This window comes from Thioclava sp. DLFJ5-1, from assembly GCF_002020115.1.
GTDB classification, from domain to species: Bacteria; Pseudomonadota; Alphaproteobacteria; order Rhodobacterales; family Rhodobacteraceae; genus Thioclava; species Thioclava sediminum.
The window spans coordinates 218,282-240,027 of sequence record NZ_MPZU01000001.1 but is presented as its reverse complement, the minus strand read 5'-3'; the positions used below and the strand labels follow the sequence as shown (position 1 = coordinate 240,027).

At 63.9% G+C, this 21,746-nt stretch carries 21 protein-coding genes; 15 read left to right on the top strand and 6 right to left on the bottom strand.

Translation table 11 applies throughout. The features are described 5' to 3' along the window. Positions 1–188: 188 nt before the first annotated feature. The 5 genes from BMI86_RS01180 (at position 189) to BMI86_RS01160 (ending at position 5,331) form a co-directional block, all read left to right on the top strand. Entirely contained in the window at positions 189–836 is a 648-nt protein-coding gene (locus BMI86_RS01180) for a Crp/Fnr family transcriptional regulator (RefSeq protein WP_168173761.1), read from the top strand. A gap of 601 nt (positions 837–1,437) precedes the next feature. After that, positions 1,438–2,295: a hypothetical protein gene (locus tag BMI86_RS01175; RefSeq protein ID WP_078519285.1), complete on the top strand. Its 858-nt coding sequence runs from the start codon at positions 1,438–1,440 to the stop codon at positions 2,293–2,295. After that, the gene (locus BMI86_RS01170) at positions 2,292–4,355 is read left to right on the top strand and encodes a cbb3-type cytochrome c oxidase subunit I (protein ID WP_078539403.1); all 2,064 of its coding nucleotides are present in this window, start codon (positions 2,292–2,294) and stop codon (positions 4,353–4,355) included. Before BMI86_RS01175 ends, BMI86_RS01170 begins: the two co-directional genes overlap by 4 nt. Before the next feature lie 8 nt (positions 4,356–4,363). After that, the gene (locus BMI86_RS01165) at positions 4,364–4,978 is read left to right on the top strand and encodes a cytochrome c oxidase subunit 3 (RefSeq protein WP_165756923.1); all 615 of its coding nucleotides are present in this window, start codon (positions 4,364–4,366) and stop codon (positions 4,976–4,978) included. After that, entirely contained in the window at positions 4,978–5,331 is a 354-nt protein-coding gene (locus tag BMI86_RS01160) for a cytochrome C oxidase subunit IV family protein (protein WP_078539402.1), read from the top strand. The genes BMI86_RS01165 and BMI86_RS01160 overlap by 1 nt, the downstream gene beginning before the upstream one ends. A 100-nt stretch (positions 5,332–5,431) precedes the next feature. Here the strand turns inward: BMI86_RS01160 and BMI86_RS01155 are convergent, their stop codons facing one another. Next, complete coding sequence (locus tag BMI86_RS01155) at positions 5,432–6,007, bottom strand: DsrE family protein (RefSeq protein WP_078539401.1); 576 nt, start codon at positions 6,005–6,007, stop codon at positions 5,432–5,434. A 262-nt stretch (positions 6,008–6,269) separates the two neighbouring features. On the opposite strand from BMI86_RS01155, the gene BMI86_RS01150 reads away from it, so the two are divergent. Then, complete coding sequence (locus BMI86_RS01150) at positions 6,270–7,991, top strand: tetrathionate reductase family octaheme c-type cytochrome (RefSeq protein WP_210402682.1); 1,722 nt, start codon at positions 6,270–6,272, stop codon at positions 7,989–7,991. Next, positions 7,984–8,634: a cytochrome b/b6 domain-containing protein gene (locus BMI86_RS01145; protein WP_078519280.1), complete on the top strand. Its 651-nt coding sequence runs from the start codon at positions 7,984–7,986 to the stop codon at positions 8,632–8,634. Before BMI86_RS01150 ends, BMI86_RS01145 begins: the two co-directional genes overlap by 8 nt. A gap of 145 nt (positions 8,635–8,779) precedes the next feature. On the opposite strand, the gene BMI86_RS01140 is transcribed toward BMI86_RS01145, so the two are convergent. Beyond that, on the bottom strand, positions 8,780–9,334 hold the full coding sequence (locus BMI86_RS01140; protein ID WP_078539400.1) for a DUF882 domain-containing protein: 555 nt from the start codon (positions 9,332–9,334) through the stop codon (positions 8,780–8,782). A gap of 101 nt (positions 9,335–9,435) precedes the next feature. Beyond that, a complete protein-coding gene (locus tag BMI86_RS21145) occupies positions 9,436–9,666 on the bottom strand; it encodes a hypothetical protein (protein WP_168173760.1) in 231 nt (76 codons plus the stop codon). Positions 9,667–9,701: 35 nt separating this feature from the next. Between BMI86_RS21145 and BMI86_RS01135 the strand changes: the two genes are divergently transcribed. The 4 genes from BMI86_RS01135 to BMI86_RS01120 are packed head-to-tail and all read left to right on the top strand — an operon-like array spanning position 9,702 to position 13,994. Continuing rightward, entirely contained in the window at positions 9,702–11,342 is a 1,641-nt protein-coding gene (locus BMI86_RS01135) for a L,D-transpeptidase family protein (RefSeq protein ID WP_078539399.1), read from the top strand. Positions 11,343–11,398: 56 nt separating this feature from the next. After that, on the top strand, positions 11,399–12,499 hold the full coding sequence (locus BMI86_RS01130; RefSeq protein WP_078539398.1) for a UDP-3-O-(3-hydroxymyristoyl)glucosamine N-acyltransferase: 1,101 nt from the start codon (positions 11,399–11,401) through the stop codon (positions 12,497–12,499). A gap of 8 nt (positions 12,500–12,507) precedes the next feature. Continuing rightward, positions 12,508–12,789, top strand: a complete 282-nt coding sequence (locus tag BMI86_RS01125; RefSeq protein WP_078519276.1) for an acyl carrier protein — start codon at positions 12,508–12,510, stop codon at positions 12,787–12,789. Next, the gene (locus BMI86_RS01120) at positions 12,789–13,994 is read left to right on the top strand and encodes a beta-ketoacyl-[acyl-carrier-protein] synthase family protein (protein WP_078539397.1); all 1,206 of its coding nucleotides are present in this window, start codon (positions 12,789–12,791) and stop codon (positions 13,992–13,994) included. The genes BMI86_RS01125 and BMI86_RS01120 overlap by 1 nt, the downstream gene beginning before the upstream one ends. A gap of 71 nt (positions 13,995–14,065) precedes the next feature. Here BMI86_RS01120 and BMI86_RS01115 read toward each other — a convergent pair whose 3' ends face one another. Continuing rightward, a complete protein-coding gene (locus tag BMI86_RS01115) occupies positions 14,066–14,815 on the bottom strand; it encodes an invasion associated locus B family protein (RefSeq protein WP_078539396.1) in 750 nt (249 codons plus the stop codon). Positions 14,816–15,375: 560 nt separating this feature from the next. Between BMI86_RS01115 and BMI86_RS01110 the strand changes: the two genes are divergently transcribed. Beyond that, on the top strand, positions 15,376–16,959 hold the full coding sequence (locus tag BMI86_RS01110) for a helicase HerA-like domain-containing protein (protein ID WP_078540393.1): 1,584 nt from the start codon (positions 15,376–15,378) through the stop codon (positions 16,957–16,959). Here BMI86_RS01110 and BMI86_RS01105 read toward each other — a convergent pair. Continuing rightward, positions 16,946–17,362, bottom strand: a complete 417-nt coding sequence (locus tag BMI86_RS01105; protein WP_246831604.1) for a DUF6477 family protein — start codon at positions 17,360–17,362, stop codon at positions 16,946–16,948. The two genes, BMI86_RS01110 and BMI86_RS01105, sit on opposite strands and share 14 nt — an antisense overlap. A gap of 215 nt (positions 17,363–17,577) precedes the next feature. Between BMI86_RS01105 and BMI86_RS01100 the strand changes: the two genes are divergently transcribed. Beyond that, positions 17,578–18,702, top strand: a complete 1,125-nt coding sequence (locus BMI86_RS01100) for a DUF6456 domain-containing protein (RefSeq protein WP_078539395.1) — start codon at positions 17,578–17,580, stop codon at positions 18,700–18,702. A 269-nt stretch (positions 18,703–18,971) separates the two neighbouring features. Next, positions 18,972–19,865 (top strand): hydrogen peroxide-inducible genes activator, encoded by an 894-nt coding sequence (locus BMI86_RS01095; RefSeq protein ID WP_078539394.1) that lies wholly within the window; start codon positions 18,972–18,974, stop codon positions 19,863–19,865. 54 nt (positions 19,866–19,919) lie between these two features. Here BMI86_RS01095 and BMI86_RS01090 read toward each other — a convergent pair whose 3' ends face one another. Continuing rightward, positions 19,920–20,468, bottom strand: coding sequence for a peroxiredoxin (locus BMI86_RS01090; protein WP_078539393.1), 549 nt, complete (start codon positions 20,466–20,468; stop codon positions 19,920–19,922). Positions 20,469–20,765: 297 nt separating this feature from the next. Between BMI86_RS01090 and lipA the strand changes: the two genes are divergently transcribed. Then, complete coding sequence (gene lipA / locus BMI86_RS01085; protein ID WP_078519270.1) at positions 20,766–21,716, top strand: lipoyl synthase; 951 nt, start codon at positions 20,766–20,768, stop codon at positions 21,714–21,716. Positions 21,717–21,746 lie beyond the last annotated feature (30 nt).

Below are 21,746 nucleotides of genomic sequence, written 5' to 3'. Positions count from 1 at the left end.
TCAGGAACGCTGCAGTCGTGCAGCGATTCCTAAAGCTTTTCACATAGGCGAAAAGCGTTTTTCCGCCGGGTGACGCGGAGGAACTTCCGAAAAAATCTGCATCAATGTCCTATGACGTAGCGCGCTAAGCGCTTTCGCGGCAGATGCTGGTTTCTTCGCAGAAATTAACAAAACGGAACCGAGCAAGCTTGGAAAACCTGACTCGAAAACCTGACCTCGCCTATCTGGCGGAGCTGTCCCAATCGCAACGCGCCATTCCTGTGGGAGCGGCGCTTTTGCCCGAGTCCACGCCATTGATCGTGCGGATCGAGCGCGGGATCGCCATGCGCTATACGCTGCTCGAAGACGGGCGCAGGCAAGTCGAAGCGCTGGTCTATCCGGGCGATCTCTGCGGGCTGACGAGCGTACTCTACGGTCCGGGGGCGAGCTATTACGAGGCGCTCACGCCGATGATGCTGTCGAGCTTCGATCCGGCCGATCTGCATCAGCCTCTGCCAGATGGTCCCGACCGCACTACGACGCTCGTGTGGCTGATGACGCGCGAACTGACGCGGCTGTCGGGCTGGCTGGCCTCGGTCGGGCAGCGCAACGCCAATGAGGGGATCGCGTGGTTCGTGATGCACGCATGGGAGCGTGCCGAGGCGGTCGGGCTGATCGAGAAGGACAGCGCGCCGTTCCCCTTCGCCCAGCAGGTCGTGGCGGATTCGCTTGGGTTGTCGCTGGTACATACGAACAAGACGATCCGCCGTCTGCGCGATCAGGGCCTGTTCCGGATCGCCGGCGGGCGGGTGCGGATCTCGTCGCTCCCGGCGCTGCGCCGGGCCGCGGCGCTCTGACCGTTCCCTTCCGGTAATCCTCTCTGACAGCGCGCCGCGGGGTTTCCGCGGCATTGGTTTGTCATGCGCCGGGGGAGGGCGCTGCCCGTTACCGTTAACGCGGGGCGAGGCGGGAGTCTGAGCGGATAGCACCCCTCACGCACCGCGTGACCTCAAGCGTCCGTGATCGGCTAAGTTGCTCATTTTGCTCACGGATCGCTCACTGCTCCATCACAAGCGCGAGAGAAGGGCCCGTTTACCCCTGTATTCGGGCGCGCCCGTTCAAGACCAACCCCCTTTATTTATTGGTTATTTTTTCGTGCGTCGCAGGTGTGTGATGACATTTGTGTATGATTTTCAGACAGTTACGTCTGTTCCTGCGACAATTTGTCAACACCGATTGACCTCGCGGGCGCTGCCCTAGAGTGGGAGGCATCGCGCGGGACGGGAGCCCTCGCGGCCTCCCCCGAGAGACCCCTATGCCCCCGCGCCAAGAAGAGGGAATAGGAAAGGTATTTCCGTGTTGTTTGAAAAAATCTACAAGCGGCCCAGCCGCCTCGCTGCCCCGGTCCTGTTGACCGTTGCGGCTGCATGGCTGTCAGGTTGCGCGGAGAACGGGGTGATGACCCCGCTCGGCCCGGTGGCGGCCGGAGAACGCGCTCACCTGATCAGCTTCTTCCTTTGGATGCTGCCCATTTCCCTGCCGATCCTGATCGGCACGCCGTGGATCGCGATGCGCTATCGCCGTCAGGGTGGGAAAGGTAAATATGACCCGACCTGGTCGCACTCGGTTGCCGCCGAAGTCGTGATCTGGGGCGGTGCCACGCTCACCTTCCTTATCGTCGGCTGGCTCACCTGGGGCCACGTGATGGGCGAAGACCCCTACAAGGCAACGGGCAAAGAGCCGATGCATGTGAAGGTCATCGGGTCCGAATGGAAATGGATGTTCATCTATCCCGGCAAGGTCGCCGCCGTGAACCGGTTGGTCCTGCCCGAGAACACCCCCGTCGAGTTCGACATCACCGCCACCGGCGCGATGCAGAGCTTCTGGATTCCGCGTCTTGCCGGCCAGATCTACGCAATGCCCGGCATGGGCACGAAGATGAACCTGACCACCTCGGAAGATCCGTCGCAGACCTATGGCTTCAACAGCCAGTTCAACGGCGCGGCTTTCCCGCTCAACAAGTTTGAGGTCGACGTGGTGAGCCAGGAGCAGTTCGACGCGTTCCTGCAAGAACCCAAGCACCCCTTCGCCCAGCTCGAAAAAGCTTTCAAGAAGACCGCGACCTGGTCGGGGCCTGAGCTCTTCGAGCCGCCGGAGAAAGGCTACTGGGGCAAAGTAATGATGAACCCTGACATGCTGTCCGATGGCGGCGCAGCGATCCTGCCCGACCACGCGCCCGAGCAGAAGAAGATCGATGACGCGATCCGCGAAGAACTGCATGTCTCGCAAAACCAACATCAAGGGGACGCTCAATGAGTATTCTTGGTAGTCTCGATTGGAACGATATCTTCATCGTTCCCTTCTTCACGGATCCGTCTCTGTCCACCGGGATCGCAGCAGGCGCGGGCGGCATCGTCGTCCTCGGCGCGCTCGCGGTCATGGTGCTCCTGACCGTCAAAGGTTGGTGGAAACCGCTCTGGTCGAACTGGATCACCACGCTCGATCACAAGAAGATCGGTGTCATCTACATCGTTCTGGCGCTGATCATGCTGATCCGCGGTGTCCTCGAGGCGGTCGTGATGCGCGCCCAGCAGGTCTCGCCCGCACCGGGCTTCCTGTCGGTCGAACACCACGCCGAGCTGTTCTCGACCCACGGCACGATCATGATCTTCTTCGTGGCGATGCCCTTCCTGACCGGCGTCATCAACGTCGTCATGCCGCTCCAGATCGGTGCGCGCGACATGGAGTTCCCCTTCATGAACGCGGTCTCGCTCTGGCTGTCGATCGGCGGCGCGGCGCTCGTGATGGCCTCGCTCGTTGTTGGTCACTTCGAGACCGGCGGTTGGACCGCTTACCCGCCTTATACGGGCATCAAGCTGTCGCCGAACGAGGGCGTGGATTACTGGATCTGGTCGCTGGGCCTGACTTCGGTGGGCTCGACGCTTTCGGGCATCAACTTCCTCGTGACGATCTACAAGCAGCGTGCCCCCGGCATGAAGCTGTTCGACATGTCGATCTTCGCCTGGGCGACGCTCTGCACCGCAATCCTGATGATCTTCGCGATGATGCCGCTGACCGTGGCCTCGCTGATGCTGGCGCTTGACCGTCAGGCAGGCTTCCACTTCTTCACCGCCACCCAAGGCGGGAACATGATGAACTTCGCCAACATGTTCTGGCTGTTCGGTCACCCGGAAGTCTACATCCTGATCCTGCCGGCCTTCGGCGTGTTCTCGGAAGTCATCCCGACCTTCTCGGGCAAGAAGATCTACGGCTACACCTCGCTCGTGTGGGCCACCATTGCCATCGCAGTGCTGTCCTTCACCGTCTGGGTGCACCACTTCTTCACCATGGGTCAGACCGCCCACCTCAACGCCATCTTCGGCATCGCGACGATGACGATCGGTGTGCCGACGGGTGTTAAGGTCTTCAACTGGATGCTGACCATGTGGCGCGGCAAGCTGCGGTTCTCGACCGCGATGCTGTTCTCCACCGGCTTCATCTTCACCTTCGTGATCGGCGGCATCACGGGCGTCATGCTCGCCAACCCGACGATCGACTTCGCGACCCACAACTCGCTGTTCCTGGTGGCGCACTTCCACAACATGCTCATCCCGGGCCTGCTGTTCGGTATGTTCGCGGCCGTGAACTACTGGTTCCCGCTCTGCTTCGGCTTCCGCCTGGACGAGAAATGGGGCCGTCGCAGCTTCTGGCTGTGGATGATCGGCTTCTACGGGGCCTTCATGCCGCTCTATGCGATCGGTCTGATGGGCGCTCCGCGCCGCATGGCCTTCTTCACCGAGCCGGCCTACTTCCCGTGGCTGGTGATCGCGATGCTCGGCGCGCTGTGCGTGCTGGCGGGTCTGACCGCGCAGATCATTCAGGTCTGGGTCTCGGTCAAGAACCGTGAGAGCCTGATGGTGCCGGCGGGCGATCCCTGGGACGGTCGTGGTATCGAATGGTCGCTGGGCTGCCCGGTGCCGGAATACGACTTCTCCACCATCCCGGCGATGACCTCGCGCGAGCCGTGGGTTGATGCGAAGGAAGCGGGCAAGCGGGTCATGGATCCGACCGAGTTCGTCGACATCCATCTGCCGAAGCCGACCGGCATGCCGTTCCTGGTGGGCCTCGTCGCGACCCTCTTCGCGTTCGCCATGATCTTCCAGATGTGGCTGATCGCTGCGGTGGGCTTCGTAGCCATGTGGGTGCTGGTGCTGATCCGCTCCTACGACACCGACTGGGAAGAAACCGTCACCGCGGAAGAACTGCGTGAGGGCTATGAAGCCCACAAGCGCCTCGTCGAAACCACGCCGCAAATCCGGCTCGACGATGAGTTCACCACCAAGAACCGCGGCCTGATCATGGAGACGCAGGTATGAGTGCAACTATGAGCAACACGGGGGCAGCGCACGCTGCCTCCCACGATCACGGCCATCACGACAAGACGGGCACGGTGATCTTCGGCTTCTGGATCTTCCTGATGTCGGACCTCATCGCCTTCTCGCTGATGATCGCCAACTACGCCGATGCCGAATGGCACGGCATCGCGAACGGGCCGAGCCCGCATGAGCTGTTCAGCCTCGGCCTGCCGACCATCGAGACGATGGCGCTGCTGATCTCCACCTTCACCTTCGGCATCTGCACGCTGGGGATGAAATACGGCGCGTCGATGAAGCGCACGGTGGGCTGGCTCGTCGTGACGCTGGCGCTTGGCGCGATCTTCCTCGGGATCGAACTCTACGAATTCCACGAGTTCTGGACCGAGGGCAACACGCCGCAAGTGTCGGGCTTCCTGACCGCCTATTACTCGCTGGTGGGTCTGCACGGTCTGCACGTCACCTCGGGTATCATCTGGGGCATCCTGCTGATGGTTCAGATGAAGACCTTCGGGATGAACGACCTGATCAAGTCGCGTCTCGTGCGTCTGGGCCTGTTCTGGCACATGCTGGACATCGTCTGGATCGCGCTCTTCACGAAAGTCTACCTGATGGGGGTGCTGTGATGGATTATATCAACTCCGACGTCGGCATGGACTCGGCCGAGTACAAGCACGACATGGCGCGCTATGTCTGGGGCTTCGCGCTCTCGGTGGTCCTGACGCTCGCAGGCGTCGTGATCGTCGCGGGTGGCGTGTTCTCGACGGGCCTCGCATGGTCCATCGTGGGCATCCTCGGCATCGCGCAGCTGGTGATCCAGTTCTGGGCCTTCATGCACCTCGACTTCTCGAAAGAGGCGCGTCCGGACCTGTATCTGGTGCTGTTCACCTTCCTGCTCATCATCCTGATGGCTGCGGGCACCGTCTGGGTGCTGGCCGATCTGGCAAGCCGGATGGGTATGGGCGCCGGCAGCATGTAAGCCGAGGGGCAGGGGCCTCCGGGCCTCGCTCCGTCAAGCAAAAAGAAACGCGGGCAGCGCAAACTGCCCGCGTTTTTTCATGTCCGCCTGAGAGGCGCGCTTACATCGGGAAGAGCTGGTAGCCTTGGCTTTCCAGCACGGGCACGGCGGCCAGAGCCGAGAGCGCCACATCGACATTCGGCCCGACCTGATCCTCGGTGAAGCCGTGATCGGCCAGCGCCTGCCCGCAGACATAAAGCGTGACGCCGGCATCCGCGAGTTCCTGCTTCAGCTTGGTGTCGGGATCGTCCTTGCCGAATTTCTTCTTATACGCCTCGGGCGAGAGCGCGAGCGGGGTTGCCGCGCCATGCAGCACCACCGCGAATTTGCGATGTTCCTTGTCGACGCCCGCATGGCCGTAGACGTTCACCGCGCGCGCGACATGCCAGAGCGCTGCGTTCACGCCGCCGTCCATCGTCTCGCCCATCCCGACATCGAAGACGATCTTCCAGTCCTTGTTCGGGTCGGGGCTGAGCGCGCCATCGGGCACGGGGTGCATCTTGCCGTAGTCCTTCACGACCGGGTTGATCCATTCGGTTTTCGAGCCGTCGTTGCTCGAGGAGGCGGCGAACGCCGCGCCCGAACCGAGGGCAAGGGCGAGGGCGGCGGGAAGAATGAAGCGGGTTGCGCGCTGCATGAAACTCTCCTGTGAAATCGATTTGAGGGCCGGGACCGGGGATGTCCGCGCCCGGTGAGGCTCAGCGCGGGGCGCCAGCGCTTCGTTCCTCGCCGCACCGCTCACGGCAGATCAGGGCTGCGTGATGCGCGCCGCACCTCCGCGCGTGCCAAAACCGATGCGACAGTAAGTCACGCAAAACTCACGAAATGTCGCATCCCCGTGATCGACACATTCACGCTAAGCAATGTGAGTAACCAGTAGTGAGCCAGTCGGAGCATCGATGACACAGAGTGCATTGCGGATTACGGCATTCGTCTCAGCCGTGATTTTGGGCCAGCTTCCCGCCTACGCGCAGGACGCGGCCGGGGAGGAGACGCCCGCAATCGGTGCGCAATCGACGCCTGTCGCGCAAGGCGCGTCGAAGGCCGCCCATATGAGCGATCCGGTGAAAGAGCTCACTGCCGACCACTCGAAATTCGATCAGCTCAAAGGGCCGTTTGCCTCGGGATCCGAGGTGACGGAAGCCTGCCTGTCGTGCCATACCGAGGCCTCCAATCAGGTGATGCATTCGATCCACTGGACATGGGAATACCAGAACGAAGCCACCGGCCAGACGCTCGGCAAAGCGCATGAGATGAACGCGTTTTGCGGCAATGTCGCCTCGAACGAGGTGCGCTGCACCTCGTGCCACACGGGCTATGGCTGGACGGATGTGCGCGAGCCGATGCCCGACGATCCGACCAAGGTCGACTGCCTCGTCTGTCACGACAAATCCGGCCAATATACCAAGCAGGACAACCTCGCAGGCGAGCCGCCGCTGGAACCGGTGGCCGCGGGCGCGAAGACGATCACCGGCGCGGCCGCCTGGCCCGTCGATCTGGCCGAGGCCGCGCGATCGGTGGGCGCACCGCCCGGACGCGACAATTGCGGCAACTGCCACTTCTATGGTGGTGGCGGCGATAACGTGAAGCATGGCGATCTCAGCTCGGCGCTGTTCAACCCGCCGCGCGACGTCGATGTCCATATGTCGCCCGACGGTCAGAACTTCACCTGCGAGACCTGCCACGTCTCGGACAAGCACGTCTTTGAGGGCTCGCGCTACGAGACCGATGTGATCGACCCGCATCCCGATCGAATGGCGGGCTCGGCGCACAATGCGGCCGCCTGTCAGTCGTGCCACACCGACAGCCCGCATGAGGGGCCGAACCCGCTGATCGCGGCGAAGCTCAACGATCACACCGACACGGTGGCCTGCCAGACCTGCCACATCCCCAGCTTCGCGCGGGGCGGGGTGGCGACGAAGACCGTCTGGGACTGGTCCACGGCGGGCAAGCTCGACGAGAACGGCAAGCCGATCACCGAAGAGGGCTTCACCCAATCTGACGGCAAGCACCTTCACACCTACATGTCGAAGAAGGGCAATTTCGAATGGGGCGAGAACGTCACGCCCTATTACGCATGGTCCAACGGCGAGATGACCTTCACCCTGCCGGAGGAAGAGATCGACCCGACGCAGGTGGTCGAGATCAACAAGATCGGCGGAAATCCCGGTCAGCCCGACAGCCGCATCTTCCCCTTCAAGCGGATGGTCGGCACGCAGGCCTACGATACCCAGCGCAATGTGCTGGCCTATAACAACGTCTATGGCCCCGGCAACGGCACCGCGCTCTGGTCCTATTACGACTGGGAGAAATCGCTCAAGGCGGGCATGGATTATGCCGGTGTGGAGTATTCGGGCGAGTTCGATTTCGTCCATACCTACATGTACTGGCCGATCACCCACATGGTCGCGCCCGCCGACGATGCGCTGCAATGCGAAAGCTGCCACGCGCAGGGCGGTCGGATGGCTGATCTGGCAGGGATCTACGTTCCCGGCTCGGAAATCAATCTCGGCGGCAAGCTGGGGCTCGCTATGTTCCTGATGGCGCTTCTGGGGGCCGTGGGCCATGGCGCGCTGCGCCTGATCAACCGCGGCAAGAAGAATGGAGGCCACCATGGCTGAGCATTGCGTAAAGGTCTATTCGCGCTTCAACCGGCTCTGGCACTGGAGCCAGGTTGGCTCGATCCTATTGCTGTTCTTCACCGGCGCGCGGCTTCTGGGGCTGCATCCGATCCTGCCCTTCGGGGCGGCGGTGCTGATCCATACGGTCGTCGCGCTGGCGCTGCTCCTCTTGTGGGCCTTCGCGACCTTCTGGCTGTTCACCACGGGCGGCTACAAGCAGTTCATCCCGCGCATGCAGGGCATGTGGGAGGTCAGCCGCTTCTACGCCTACGGTGTCTTCAAAGGCGAGGAGCATCCTTATGTGAAGAGCTACGAGCGGCGGCACAACCCGCTGCAGGCGGCGGCCTATTTCGCGCTCAAGATGATGCTCTTCCCGGCGATCTGGATCTCGGGGCTGGCCTATCTCAGCTACGGGTTCTGGGATCACCTCGACGGCGGCTCGTTCTGGCTGGAGATCATCGCGAATTTCCACGTCCTCGCGGCTTTCGCCATTGCGAGCTTCGTGGTGGTCCATGTCTACCTGCTCACCATCGGCCACGGCTTCCGCCAGCATGTGCGCCCCATGGTCTCGGGCTATGAGAAGGTCGATCTGACCCCCGAGGCAGAGGCCTATTTCCGCCAACAGGGTCGCGTGCTCGACTGAGCATCGCTACGCACGACTGATCAAGGCCCCCCATGCGGGGCCTTTTTCTGTCTGCGGTTTGGGGCAACCCCCAGCAGGGCAGGCAAAGAAAAACGCCGCTCGAACGAGCGGCGCTATCGGTAACCCCGAAAGGAAGGGGAGCGGCTCAGGAGCCCCAGTGCCGCACCGGGCCGCAATCCATGTGAACGAAGTTCGAGCGCGAGTATTTGCCAACGCCACCGGCGTGGCAGGCGGTCGCCGCCTTGTACATCTGGCTGACCGAGCGCGATTTCAGCCGCAGGTCCATCGCCAGACCCTGCATGTGCAGCGAGTTCTTCGCGACGCCTTTCGAGCGGGAGCGCAGCATGGCGTTGGTCTTGGGCGAGCGGTAGCCCGACAGCAGCATGTAGGGTTCGCGCGAGTCCATCAGATTGTGCGCTGCCGCCGCGATGTCCACGGTGCGCGCGTCGATGTTCTTCAGCTGGTTGGTGCGCCAGTCGCGGGCGAAGTAGGTGATTTCCTTCAGCGCGTCGGGGATATACTCGCCTTCGATCCAGTAAACGGTGTCGAGCGTCTCGCCGGTACGACCGTTATACATCTTGATCCGTCGGATGTCCCCTGCGCCCTTGAGTAGACCGAAAGCGTTACTCATGGTGGGGGCTGCCGTCACCATGGTCGCAGCAAATGCGCCCAGAAGGCCGCGCCGGGAAATCGTCGTCATAGCAAGTTCCTGTGTTCGCCTGTCTCTCGATTTTCCCGCCCTGTTTCGGGCGGTTGAGGGATGGTAGACCCAAACTTCTTACTCCTTATGGCATAGACAGATTAATCGATAAAGAACGGAACTGATGCATCTTTGCCATGTTGGGGCATGTCGGCAAAAAATCGCCTGCCGGTAGTAAAAATACGCTCACGTCCTTGTGGGGGCGGTGTGTGTGCGGGGTGAGAGGCGGCGGAAAGGCGCTGTTGCGCCCCTGCATCGTTCCGGGCGGGTCCGCTCAGTTCGTTGCGCGCAGGCAACGCTTCGCTGGACAGATGCAGGTAAGTTTGGAACATCTGGAACGATGGGTCCGGGCAGGGGTTTAGACGCTATGACGCGCAATTTCCGTAAGATAGGGCTGGCCTTCGCGCTAGCTACGCTCGCCGCCGGCGCTCAGGCGCAAGGCACTGCCCAGATTGCTGCCCAAGGGGCCATGTCGCCGCTGGCTGGCGTCGAGCTTTCGGGCTTCACTCAGGCCGTGGCCGAAGCTGCCGCTGACAATCCCGCTCTGGCCGCCTTCTATGCCGCCCGCGATTACCGGCCGATCTGGACCGCCGCCGAGGATGCGGGCCGCCGCGCGGCTTTCATGCGCGCGCTCGATCTGTCGGCGATGCAGGGGCTGCCCACGGCGCATTACGACCCCGAGGGGCTGCGTGTCGCCTTCGCTGCCGTCCAGTCCGAGCGTCAGCGCGGTCTGCTCGAAGTGAAGATGAGCCAGATTTTCCTCGATTACGCCCATGACCTGTCGCATGGCGTGCTCGACCCGCATAGCGTCATCTCCGATATCAAGCGCGAACCCAAGCGCGCCGATCCCGAAGCCCGGATGACGGCCTTCGCCGCTTCGACCAACCCGGCGCTGTTCCTGCGCGAGCTGGCGCCCCAGATGCCGCAATATGCGCAGCTGGTGAAAGCGCGCCTCGATCTGGAGCATCAGATCGAAGCGGGCGGCTGGGGGCCGACGGTGCCCGGCACCAAGCTCGAGCCCGGCGACAGCGGGCCGAACGTCGTGGCGCTGCGCGACCGGCTGCAGCGGATGGGCTATCTGGGCCGCTCTGCCAGCGCGACCTATGACGCCGAGATGCAGAAGGCCGTGCAGGCCTACCAGACCGATCAGGGGCTTGCGACCGATGGCGTGGCCGGGCCGAGCACGCTGGGCGAGATCAACAAGAGCCCCGAAGCGCGGATGAAAGCCATCCTCGTCGCGATGGAGCGTCTGCGCTGGATGAACGGCATCGATTTCTCGGGCCGTTACGTCTGGGTCAATATCACCGATTTCTCGGTTCGCGTGGTCGACAATGGCAAGACCACGTTCCGCTCGGTGACGGTGGTTGGGCAGAACAGCTCGGACCGCCGCACGCCGGAGTTTTCCGACGAGATGGAGCGGATGGTCATCAACCCGGCCTGGCATGTGCCGCGCTCGATCGTGACCAAGGAATACCTGCCGCAGATGAAGCGCAATCCGAACGCGGCGAGCCAGCTTCAGCTGATCGACAGCCGGGGCCGGGTCGTGCCGCGCTCTGCGGTGAATTTCGCCGCCTATAACGCGAGCAACTTCCCCTTCGCGATGAAGCAGCCGCCGTCGAACCGCAACGCGCTGGGGCTGGTGAAATTCCTGTTCCCGAACCGCTGGAACATCTACCTGCACGACACGCCGTCGAAATCGCTCTTCAAGAAAGAGACGCGGGCGTTCAGCCATGGCTGCGTGCGCGTCGGCGATCCCTTCGATCTGGCCTACACGCTTCTGGGCGCGCAAAGCTCCGACCCGGAAGCGGAGTTCAAGCGCATCCTCAACTCGGGGCGCGAGACCGTCGTGCCTCTGGAAAAGCACGTCCCGGTCCATCTGACTTACTTCACCGCCTGGCCGACCGCGTCGGGGCATGTCGAGTATCGCCGCGACGTCTATGGGCGTGATGCGATCCTCTTCAATGCCTTGCAAAAGGCCGGGGTGGAATTGGGCACGCAGGACAGCTAAATCTCTGGCAACGGGGGCGGCAAGCGCGCCCTCATGCGACCATGAGAGGATCGGCCATGTCCCAGACAATCGAGCATATCGCGCAGGCGCTGAACGCCCGCGCCGAAGGCGACCTGTCGATCGAGGTGACCGGCGCGTCCGAGCCTGCGACGGCGGAACCCGACCAGATCGCCCTCGCGATGAGCGAGAAATACGCCGAAGGGCTGCGCGAGGGTAAGGCCCGCGCGGCGCTTCTGTGGGAGGGCGCGGACTGGCGCGCGCTCGGGCTGGAGGCGGCGGTCTTCGTGACTCGCCCGCGTCTCGCCATGGCGGGGCTGTCGAAAGCCTTCGATCCCGGCCCCAATGTCGAGCCCGGCATCCACCCGACCTGTGTGATCGACCCGACCGCCATCATCGGCAAGGATGCCGCCATCGGCCCCTTCACCGTGATCGGCAAGGAGGTGAAGATCGGTCCGAATGCGCGGATCGTGGGGCAGGTGACCATCGCGGAAGGCGCGCAGATCGGCTCTGACGCGCTGATCTATCCGGGTGCGCGGATCGGGGCGCGGGTGCTGATCGGCGACCGGCTGGTCTGTCAGCCCGGCGCGGTGATCGGCTCGGACGGATTTTCCTTCGTCACGCCTGATCCTTCGGGGGTCGAGGAAATCCGCCACACGCTGGAGCAGCGCGAAGAGATCACGGAGCAGAAATGGTTCCGCATCCATTCGCTCGGCACGGTCGAGATCGGCGACGATGTCGAGATTGGCGCCAACGCCTGTATCGACCGCGGCACGGTGCGCGCGACCGCGATCGGCTCGGGCAGCAAGCTCGATAACATGGTCCATATCGGCCATAACGTGCAGGTGGGCGAGGATTGCCTGCTTTGCGGTCAGGTCGGCATCGCGGGCTCGACCCGGATCGGGCACCGCGTGGTGCTGGCCGGCCAATGCGGCGTCTCGGACAACATCACCGTGGGCGACGACGTGATCGCGGCGGGCGGCACCAATATCTATACCAACGTTCCCAAAGGCCGTACGATCTGGGGGAGCCCGGCGGTGAAGATGGAAACGCAACTCGAGATCAACAAATCTGTCCGCAGATTGCCGAGATTGTTTGCGCAAATGGCCGAGCTTCGAGAAACTGTTACGAAACTCACGCAAAAAGGCGGCACGGAGTAACCCCAGATATGAGGCCAGACGTGCAAGACCAGGTTTTCTCGATCATCGCCCGCGAAGCCCTTCGTGAGCCCTCCGAACTTTCGCCCGAGATGACGCTCGACGAGTTGGGGCTCGACAGCCTCGGCCTCGTCGAAGTGATCTTCGCCATCGAAGAGGCCTTCGACGTCTCGGTGCCGTTCAACGCCAACGAACCCGCCGCCTCGCAATTCGATATGTCCTCGATCGGGGCGATCGTGGGCGCGGTGGAGCGTCTCGTCTCTGGCGGCAAACCGTCGACCGCCGTCGCCTGATGCGGCGCGTCGTGATCACGGGCGCGGGCACGATCAACGCGCTCGGCGAGGGTGTTGCGGCGACCAAGGCGGCCATGGCGGAGGGGCGCAGCGGCATCGGGCCCCTCAGCTTTCAGGATGTGGAGCGGCTGAGCATCCGCATCGGTGGCCAGATCCACGGCTACGATGCATCTGCCCGCTTCACCTCGGCGCAGCTCGCGCAATACGATCCCTTCACTCAATACGCGCTGATCTCCGGCGCGGAGGCGATGGCGCAGGCGGGGCTGGAGGCAGCCCCGGATCCCGCCCGCTGGGGCTGCATCATCGGGTCGGCAGGCGGCGGGCACACCACCGCGAATAACGCCTATCGCGCTGTTTTCGCAGATCAAAAGAACCGCGTCCATCCGCTGACGGTGCCGAAGCTGATGGCCAACGCCGCGCCCTCGCACCTCTCGATACGCTATGGGCTGCAAGGGCCGAGCTTTGCCGTCGCCACTGCCTGCGCCAGCTCCAACCACGCCATCGGCCTCGCGTTCCAGATGGTGCGTTCGGGCATGGCGGAAGGGATGCTCGCGGGCGGCTCTGAAGCAATGCTCAATTTCGGCGGGCTGAAAGCGTGGGAGGGGCTGCGGGTGATGTCGCCCGATGGCTGCCGCCCGTTCTCGGCGGATCGCAACGGCATGGTGCAGGGCGAGGGCGCGGGCGTCTTTGTGATCGAGACGCTGGAGAGCGCCGAGGCGCGTGGCGCGCAGCCCTTGGCCGAGATTGCGGGCTTTGCGATGAATTCCGATGCGAGTGATATCGTGATGCCCTCGCTCGACGGGGCCTCCGCGGCGATCACCGGCGCGTTGAGCGACGCGGGCATGGCGCCTGAAGAGGTCGGCTACATCAACGCCCACGGCACCGGGACGGCGGCCAATGACCGGATCGAGACCGCCGCGATCCGCGCGGCGCTCGGCCCAGCGGCCGATCACGTCGCGGTGTCTTCGACCAAGGCGCTACACGGCCATTGCATCGGCGGCACGGGGGCGGTGGAGCTGATCGCCTGCCTCATGGCGCTTGGCGATGGGGTCATCGCGCCGACGGCGAATTACGCCACGCCCGATCCCGACTGCGATCTGGATTATGTGCCCAACACGGCCCGCAAGGCGCAGGTCGGCGCGGCGCTCTCGAATGCCTTCGCTTTCGGCGGGCTCAACGCGGTTCTGGCCTTGCGTACGATATGAAAACGCCGCGCCCGGGTGGGCGCGGCGCCTTTGATTTCAACCGGTTGCGAGCCGAAGCTCATCCATCCAGCTTACTGCTGAACGCCGTTTTCCTTGTTGGTTTTCACGGTTTCGTCGAAGGCTTTGGTGAAGCCCTTGAGCGAGATATCCGCTTTCACCTTCTGCTGCGGGTTGGCCAGCGGCGTGATCGTGATCGTCGCCTTGCTGCCCTTCTTGAGCGAGTTGAGCTCGGCGCTGCTGACGCCGAAGCGGGCGAAGCAGCCCATCATGCGCGGGTCGCAGAAGGAATAGGGGTAGACCATCGCCTTGCCGCCATCGACCTGCATCACGAGGTTCTGCGACAGCAGGGTCTGCATCGGCACCATGATGGTGAGACCGGCAGCGGCCTGGCTGCCATCGGGCAGACCGATCACCGAGATGTCGGCCACGTTGCCGCCATTCTGGTCCTTGATCACCTGATACATCTGGCAGGGATCCTTGCCGTCGGGCGACTTGGCGCATTGCAGCTGCCAGTCTTCGTAGGTCGCCTTGATGTAGGTCTGCGGCTCCTGCGGCTTCTGGGCCTGCTGGTCGGCGCCGGGCATCGTCGGCGCAGTCTGGCCGTCGGCCGCCTGATCGGTGCCGCTGGTGTCTGCGTCTGCGCCCGCATCCGCCGCCGGGGTCGCCGCGCCATCGGTGGTCGCGCCATCGGTAGTCGCGCCTGCGGTCGCATCCGCCGGCGGAGTCGTGGTCGTATCGCTCGAGGTGGTATCTTGCGCCCACGCCCCGCTTGCAAGGCCGAGGGCCAGAGCGAGGGCGAGCGGTTTCGTCAGTTGAGACATATTACTCTTCTCCTGAAACGTATTGGGCGAAGGCTTAACACGGGGCTGCGCCCCTGTCAGTGGCGAATTCCGCAGCGGCGCTCACGGATCGGCGGCAAACTGCCACAGTTTCGTGAGCCGTTCGACGGCCTTCATAAGAGGCGGGGAAGGCGGAGGATTTCGCCGAAAGAGCGGGAGCGATTCAGCCGCGTCTCGCGCGGGCCGGATCGGGGGTTCCGGGGGCGCGAAAGCTGGGCTTTCCAAGCGAAAGGGGCCCGTTCGGGACCCCTTCCTTTTCCCCCTGTCGGACTGGCCGACTTCGTCATTGCCGGTACGCTAGGCCGTAATTTTTCACAGGTCAACAGGCAAAGTTGAGGAAGTGTGACAGGCGGTGAGGCGATGAACTCCGGGACGCAATTCCTTGGCACAGAAGAAAAAGACCGCGCCAAGCGTGGCGCGGCCAGTTCAACAGGGAGGAAGTGCCCCCATCCGCGCAAAAGCGCACTCCGGAGGCAGGATCAGACTGGCGCAAAAGGGTTAAGGTAGTATTGTCGGAGCCGAATTTGTTTGACGAGGGCAAGATGACCGGTGTTCTGACCGAAGAGGGTGTGTTCGTTGGGGGCGGTGGGGAAGGCTACGCAAGCCCGCAGGAATTGAAGCTCCAATACGGCAACCGTCACGGGCTGGTTGCAGGCGCGACCGGCACCGGCAAGACGGTGACGCTGCAGATCCTCGCGGAAGGCTTCTCGCAGGCGGGCGTGCCGGTCTTCATGGCCGATGTGAAAGGCGATCTGTCGGGCATCGCGGCCACCGGCTCGACCGAGGCCAAGCTGCACAACGCCTTCATGGAGCGCTCGCAGACCATCGGTTTCGATCTGGAATATCGCGCCTATCCGACGGTCTTCTGGGACATGTTCGGCGAGAAGGGCCATCCGGTGCGCACGACCGTCTCCGAGATGGGTCCGCTGCTGCTGAGCCGCCTTCTGGGGCTGACAGAGGCGCAGGAAGGCGCGCTCAATATCGCCTTCCACATCGCCGACAAGGAGGGGTTGGCGCTGCTCGACCTCGACGACCTGCGCGCCATGCTTCGCCATATCGGCGAGCGCGCGGACGAAATCGCGCTGGAATACGGCAATGTCGGCACCGCGACGATCGGCGCGATCCAGCGTGACCTTCTGGTGCTGGAAAATCAGGGCGGGGCGCAATTTTTCGGCGAACCCGCGCTGGACCTCGCCGACCTGATCCAGATCGATGAAAACGGCATGGGTCAGATCAACATCCTCGCCGCCGACAAGCTGATGGGCAGCCCGCAGCTTTACGCGACCTTCCTGCTGTGGCTGCTCTCGGAGCTGTTCGAGGAGCTGCCCGAGGTCGGCAACCCCGACAAACCGAAGCTGGTCTTCTTCTTCGACGAGGCGCATCTGCTGTTCGACGACGCGCCCAAGGCGCTGGTCGACAAGGTGGAGCAGGTGGCGCGATTGATCCGCTCAAAAGGGGTGGGGGTGTTCTTTATCACCCAGAACCCCGGCGACGTGCCCGATGGCATTCTCAGCCAGCTTGGCAACCGGGTGCAGCACGCGTTGCGCGCCTTCACGGCGAAGGATCAGCGCGATCTGCACCGCGCGGCCGAGAACTACCGCGCCAATCCGAGCTTCGACACCGAGATAGCGATCAAGGAGGTCGGCACCGGCGAGGCGGTGACCTCCTTCCTCGAGAAGAAGGGCGTGCCGGGCATGGTCGAGCGCACGCTGATCCGCCCGCCGCAGTCGCGCCTCGGCCCGCTCAGCGATACCGAGCGCGCCGCGGTGATCGCTTCAAGCGGTCTGGGCGACAAATACGACACGCCCGTGGATCGCGAGTCGGCGCAGGAGATTCTCGCCAAGCGTGCCGAACTGGCCGCGCGCGAGGCTGCGGAGGCCGAGGCGCGCGAGAAAGCGGCCAAGACCGCTGCGGGCCGCTCCGAGATCGAAGAGGGCTTCGACAGTTTCAACAATGCACGGCGCTACGATCCGACGGCGAAGTCGAAGCCGACGCGCAAAACGTCCTCCCGCCGGTCCGATACGATCCTCGAGACCTTCGGCAAGAGCCTTGCGCGTCAGCTGGGCACCAAGACGGGCCAGACGATCGTGCGCGGGGTTCTCGGCTCGCTCTTCAAGTCGCGCTGAGCGAAGGGGCGCTCGCGCTCTCCTCAGAGGGCTGCGGCGCAAGCCGCGCCTCCGCCAGCAGCGCGATCAGCAGCTCGATATGGCGGGCGACCGAATAGGTCGCCTCGCCCGCACGCCGCGCGTGATCGAGCGCCGCTTCCTCGGCCATCAACGCGCGCAGGGCCGTTCCCGGACGCGGCAGCTCGCTCATCCGCATCACCCGCTTGAGGTCGCGCTTGCGGCTGTAATCGCTCAGCCCGTGCCGGGCGGCGCGGATCAACAGGCGCGGGCGGCGCAGCTTCGCCACGGCGGTGACCGGATCGGGGTCGGGGGCGACACTGTCGGCTGCGGTCGGTTCGACGAGGCGCAGCGGCGACGCGGCGTGGACGGCGGGCGTGGATTTCTGGCGAAATGCGAAGGTCATCGGAAACTCCCTTGAGGTGAGATCCCGAGCGTTACCCAGCCTCAGGCGGTGTTGCGCAATTTCGCCCTCAAGCGCGCGCCCCGCAAAGCTTTGTTTAGGAAGTTTAAGGAATTCTTGCTGGCGTCCCGTTTATTAACGAACGGGTAACCAAAGCAACTCACGGTTGTTACCGGACGGACTCGTCGCGCGTTTCGCGGCGCAATCTGGGGGACAATATGACTTCGATCGCACCGGCCCCGGCGGCGCTTCCCGCCTGGCTGCCCGAACATGCCCGACTCTATCTGCGCCATGTCGAAGAAGGCGTTCCGATACGGGCACTGGCACGGGCGGAAGGGTGCGCGGCCTCGACCATCCTGCGCCGCGTGCGCCGGATCGAGGCGCGGCGGGACGATCCGCTGGTCGATGAAGCGCTCGAACGTCTTGGCCGCGCGGCCGGGCCGGGCGCCGCCAATTATCCCGAGGCTCCGATGACGACCGTGCTCCAAAAGGACACGCCCATGACCGCTGCTTTCCGCCCCTCCGAGACGCCCGCCGATGAAGACCAGCTGCGCCGCGAGACGCGCCGCATTCTGCGCCGCCTGGCCGAGCCGGGTGCGCTCCTGATCGTGGGGCGCGAGATGGACAAGGCCGTGGTGCTGCGCGGCACGGTGCGCACGGCGGTGCTGGAGCGTGCGGTGGCGCAGGCTTTCGCGCTCAAGGACTGGATCGAGGTCGCCCATGCGGGGCGCGTCACCAGCTACGAGATCACGCAGGCGGGCCGCGCGGCGCTGAAACGCGTGCTGGAAGAAGAGGCCGCGGCACGCGGCGAGACCGCCGCCAATCCCTTCGCCGCGCAACATGGCGAGTTCGTCCACGAGACGCGCGCCGACGCGGACGGGCATCAGCGCCGGGTGCGCGCCAATCTGGCCGAAAGCCCGCTCGCGGTGCTCGCGCGGCGGCGTGACAAACAGGGCCGGCCGTTCCTCGGCGCCGATCTCGTCGCCGCAGGGGAGCGTCTGCGCGAGGATTTCGAGCTGGCGCAGATGGGCCCGCGCGTGGGGCAGAACTGGGAACGGTTCCTGACCGGCGGCGGCGGGCGCGGTCAGTATCGCCCCGAGCTGGCGATGGGCGGCGGCTCCGACACTGCGCGCGAGCGGGTGGCGCTGGCGCTGCGCGATCTGGGGCCGGGTCTGGGCGACATGGCGCTACGCTGCTGCTGCTTTCTCGAAGGTCTGGAGACGGCGGAGAAGCGGCTTGGCTGGTCGGCACGCTCGGGCAAGATCGTCCTCCGCATCGCTCTGCAACGCCTCAAGCGGCATTACGACGACACCTATGGCGGTGCCAGTCCGATGATTGGGTGAGTGGCGGTCCGGGCGTTCTCACTCAGCCGAACCCTCAATGCCTAACAGTCCGCTTAAGTTAAGGTGTTACCTTAGCTTTTCTTTGCAAGACTCTGATAAAGCGAAAGAAAGGGCGTGATATTTTCTCGCGCCCTTTCTTTTTGTCGCTGGTCCGCGTCCTGCCGGCCATGGCGCGCACCCTTACGGCTTCCTTCTTGGCATGAGCGACCCACGCGAAAGCGATATAATGCAAAGTTGTATATTTTTTCGCGTGGCGATAATCGAAGGTTATGAATATCACGCTTCGCCAACTCACCTATCTGCGGGCGCTCGGTCAGGCGCGCTCTTTCTCGCGCGCCGCTGAGATCGTCCATGTCAGCCAGCCCGCGCTCTCGGTGCAAATCCGTGAGTTGGAGGAGCAGGTGGGCCAGCCGCTGGTCGAGCGCCGCCCGCGCGATGTGCGGCTGACGCGAGCCGGGCGGCGGGTGCTGGAGACCGCCGAGCGGGTCGCGGGCGAGTTGCGCGATCTCCAGTCCGAGGCGCGGCGCGGGCTGGGGCAGGTCAATCTTGGCGTGATCCCGACCATTGCGCCCTATCTGCTGCCTGCGTCTCTGGCGGGGCTGCGCGCGCAAGGGGGGCTGCGGCTGCGCGAGGCCACGACTGAGTCGCTGCTGGCCGAGATCGCCGAGGGACGCCTCGATGCCGCGATCATCGCGACGCCTGCGCCCGAACTGTTCGAGACACCGCTGTTCGAAGATCGCTTCCTGCTGGCCGGGACGCCGGATCAGTTGACCACGGTGCGCGGGCTCAGTCCCCAGGCGATCGACCCGGATCAGCTCTTGCTGCTCGACGAAGGTCATTGCCTCGCCGATCAGGCGCTGGCGCTATGCGGGCTGACGCGGGCGGCGCAGCGCATCGATCTGGGGGCGTCCTCGCTGACCACGCTTTGCGCGCTGGCCGGGCAGGCGATGGGGCTGACGCTGGTGCCCGAGATCGCGAGCTTGCAGGAAACCCGGGCCTTCCCGACGCTCGCGCTCAGCCGGTTCGACGAGGAGCCGGCACGGACTGTAAGGCTGGTCCGTGCCCGCGAAGTGTCCGATGCCGAGGCATGGTTCGACCCGCTCGCGCAGGTCTTGCAAAAAGCCGGCGAGGGGCTGGTCGCGCAGGCGCGCAGACGCTTCTGATCGTCGTGCGCCCCGATCCGTTGGTAGCCGGCCCGATAACGGGCCGGCATAGGGTCACGCCGCCGCTTCGGCCTTGGCGTCGACCAGCCAGTTCATGACGGTCTCGGGCGAGGAGACGCCATAAGGGTCTTCGCCGTGGTTGTCTTCAAGGCCCGGCTCTTCGAACCAGGCTTCGACCACGCCGTCATTGACGACGGCCGCATAGCGCCACGAGCGCAGACCGAAGCCCAGATTGTCCTTGCGCACCAGCATGCCGACGCGGCGGGTGAACTCGCCCGAACCATCGGGGATCACCTTGACGTTCTCGAGGCCCTGCGCCTTGGCCCACTGGTTCATCACGAAGGCGTCGTTGACCGACAGGCAGTAGATCTCGTCGATTCCCTGCTCGGCGAAATCGTCGAAGCCCTTCTCGAAGCCGGGCAGCTGGTAGGTCGAGCAGGTGGGGGTGAAGGCGCCGGGCAGTGCGAACAGCACCACGCGCTTGCCTGCGAAGTAATCCGAGGTGGTCTTGTCCTCCCAACGGAAGGGGTTCGGCCCCTCGATGCTGTCATCGCGCACGCGGGTGTGGAAGGTCACTTCAGGCAGTTTCGAACCGGAAAGCATGGGGAGGTCTCCTTTATCGGTTGGGGAGGTTGCGTTTTGGAGAGTGTATTGACTAGCGGATGTCCCTTTCGGTCACAATCGCTGACTTTGCAGTTGCGGCATTCGCTGTGCGAGACCCTTTCGGAGGCGCGGAGATGTTCGGCCTCTTTGAATTCGTTATCCTTGTGGTGATCCTGACCGCCGCTTACGCTCGGGTCAGCCGCGCGCGATGTGCAAGGCTGCCTTCGGGCTTGCGCATTTGCATCCGACACGCAATCGGCTTATGTGACGATCAACCGCACTCCGAAAGGATGGATCATGCGCGATCTCAAGATGCCCGGTGAACGCCACCCCGAAAAGGCGCATCGCGCCGACAATGCTCAGCCCAAGAAACCCGATTGGATCCGCGTGAAAGCGCCGGTCTCGGAAGGTTACAAGAAGACGCGCGACATTCTGAAGACCAACAAGCTGGTCACCGTCTGCGAAGAGGCAGGCTGCCCGAATGTCGGCGAATGCTGGAGCCAGGGTCACGCCACCATGATGATCATGGGCGAGATTTGTACCCGTGGCTGTTCCTTCTGCAACGTGGCCACCGGTCGCCCGGACGCGCTCGACGTGTTCGAACCGGGCCGCGTCGCCCATGCGGTCGAGACGCTGGGTCTGAACCACGTCGTGATCACCTCGGTCGACCGCGACGATCTGGACGATGGCGGGGCGGAGCATTTCGCCCAGACGATCCGCGCGATCCGTCACCGCTCGCCCGACACCACGATCGAGATCCTGACGCCGGACTTCCTGAAATGCGAGCCCGCCGCGCTGGAGAAAGTCGTCGAGGCGCGCCCCGATGTCTTCAACCACAATCTGGAAACCGTGCCGGGCCTCTATCCCGGCGTGCGCCCCGGTGCACGTTACTTCCACTCGCTGCGCCTGCTGCAGCGCGTGAAAGAGCTGGACCCGTCGATGTTCACCAAGTCAGGCATCATGGTCGGTCTGGGCGAGGACGCACCGCAGGTCCGTCAGGTGATGGATGACATGCGTTCGGCCGACGTCGATTTCCTGACGATCGGTCAGTATCTGCAGCCGACGCCGAAGCACCACGCGGTGATGCGTTTCATCACCCCGGACGAGTTCCGCGACTACGAGAAGGCGGCTTACGGCAAGGGCTTCCTGATGGTCTCTGCCACGCCGCTGACCCGCTCGAGCTATCACGCGGGCGATGATTTCGCCCGGCTCCGCGAGAACCGGCTCAAGAAGCTCGGCCTGAGCTGAGCGCGCCCATCGCGATTTGAAATGAACCCG

What these genes read in the sequence shown, in the direction of transcription:
- BMI86_RS01175 (WP_078519285.1), top strand. Translation starts at nt 1,438, where the DNA reads ATGACCCCGCTCGGCCCGGTGGCGGCCGGAGAACGCGCTCACCTGATC.
- BMI86_RS01170 (WP_078539403.1), top strand. Translation starts at nt 2,292, where the DNA reads ATGAGTATTCTTGGTAGTCTCGATTGGAACGATATCTTCATCGTTCCC.
- BMI86_RS01165 (WP_165756923.1), top strand. Translation starts at nt 4,364, where the DNA reads ATGAGCAACACGGGGGCAGCGCACGCTGCCTCCCACGATCACGGCCAT.
- BMI86_RS01160 (WP_078539402.1), top strand. Translation starts at nt 4,978, where the DNA reads ATGGATTATATCAACTCCGACGTCGGCATGGACTCGGCCGAGTACAAG.
- BMI86_RS01155 (WP_078539401.1), bottom strand. Translation starts at nt 6,007, where the DNA reads ATGCAGCGCGCAACCCGCTTCATTCTTCCCGCCGCCCTCGCCCTTGCC.
- BMI86_RS01150 (WP_210402682.1), top strand. Translation starts at nt 6,270, where the DNA reads ATGACACAGAGTGCATTGCGGATTACGGCATTCGTCTCAGCCGTGATT.
- BMI86_RS01145 (WP_078519280.1), top strand. Translation starts at nt 7,984, where the DNA reads ATGGCTGAGCATTGCGTAAAGGTCTATTCGCGCTTCAACCGGCTCTGG.
- BMI86_RS01140 (WP_078539400.1), bottom strand. Translation starts at nt 9,334, where the DNA reads ATGACGACGATTTCCCGGCGCGGCCTTCTGGGCGCATTTGCTGCGACC.
- BMI86_RS21145 (WP_168173760.1), bottom strand. Translation starts at nt 9,666, where the DNA reads ATGTTCCAAACTTACCTGCATCTGTCCAGCGAAGCGTTGCCTGCGCGC.
- BMI86_RS01135 (WP_078539399.1), top strand. Translation starts at nt 9,702, where the DNA reads ATGACGCGCAATTTCCGTAAGATAGGGCTGGCCTTCGCGCTAGCTACG.
- BMI86_RS01130 (WP_078539398.1), top strand. Translation starts at nt 11,399, where the DNA reads ATGTCCCAGACAATCGAGCATATCGCGCAGGCGCTGAACGCCCGCGCC.
- BMI86_RS01125 (WP_078519276.1), top strand. Translation starts at nt 12,508, where the DNA reads ATGAGGCCAGACGTGCAAGACCAGGTTTTCTCGATCATCGCCCGCGAA.
- BMI86_RS01120 (WP_078539397.1), top strand. Translation starts at nt 12,789, where the DNA reads ATGCGGCGCGTCGTGATCACGGGCGCGGGCACGATCAACGCGCTCGGC.
- BMI86_RS01115 (WP_078539396.1), bottom strand. Translation starts at nt 14,815, where the DNA reads ATGTCTCAACTGACGAAACCGCTCGCCCTCGCTCTGGCCCTCGGCCTT.
- BMI86_RS01110 (WP_078540393.1), top strand. Translation starts at nt 15,376, where the DNA reads ATGACCGGTGTTCTGACCGAAGAGGGTGTGTTCGTTGGGGGCGGTGGG.
- BMI86_RS01105 (WP_246831604.1), bottom strand. Translation starts at nt 17,362, where the DNA reads ATGACCTTCGCATTTCGCCAGAAATCCACGCCCGCCGTCCACGCCGCG.
- BMI86_RS01100 (WP_078539395.1), top strand. Translation starts at nt 17,578, where the DNA reads ATGACTTCGATCGCACCGGCCCCGGCGGCGCTTCCCGCCTGGCTGCCC.
- BMI86_RS01095 (WP_078539394.1), top strand. Translation starts at nt 18,972, where the DNA reads ATGAATATCACGCTTCGCCAACTCACCTATCTGCGGGCGCTCGGTCAG.
- BMI86_RS01090 (WP_078539393.1), bottom strand. Translation starts at nt 20,468, where the DNA reads ATGCTTTCCGGTTCGAAACTGCCTGAAGTGACCTTCCACACCCGCGTG.
- lipA (WP_078519270.1), top strand. Translation starts at nt 20,766, where the DNA reads ATGCGCGATCTCAAGATGCCCGGTGAACGCCACCCCGAAAAGGCGCAT.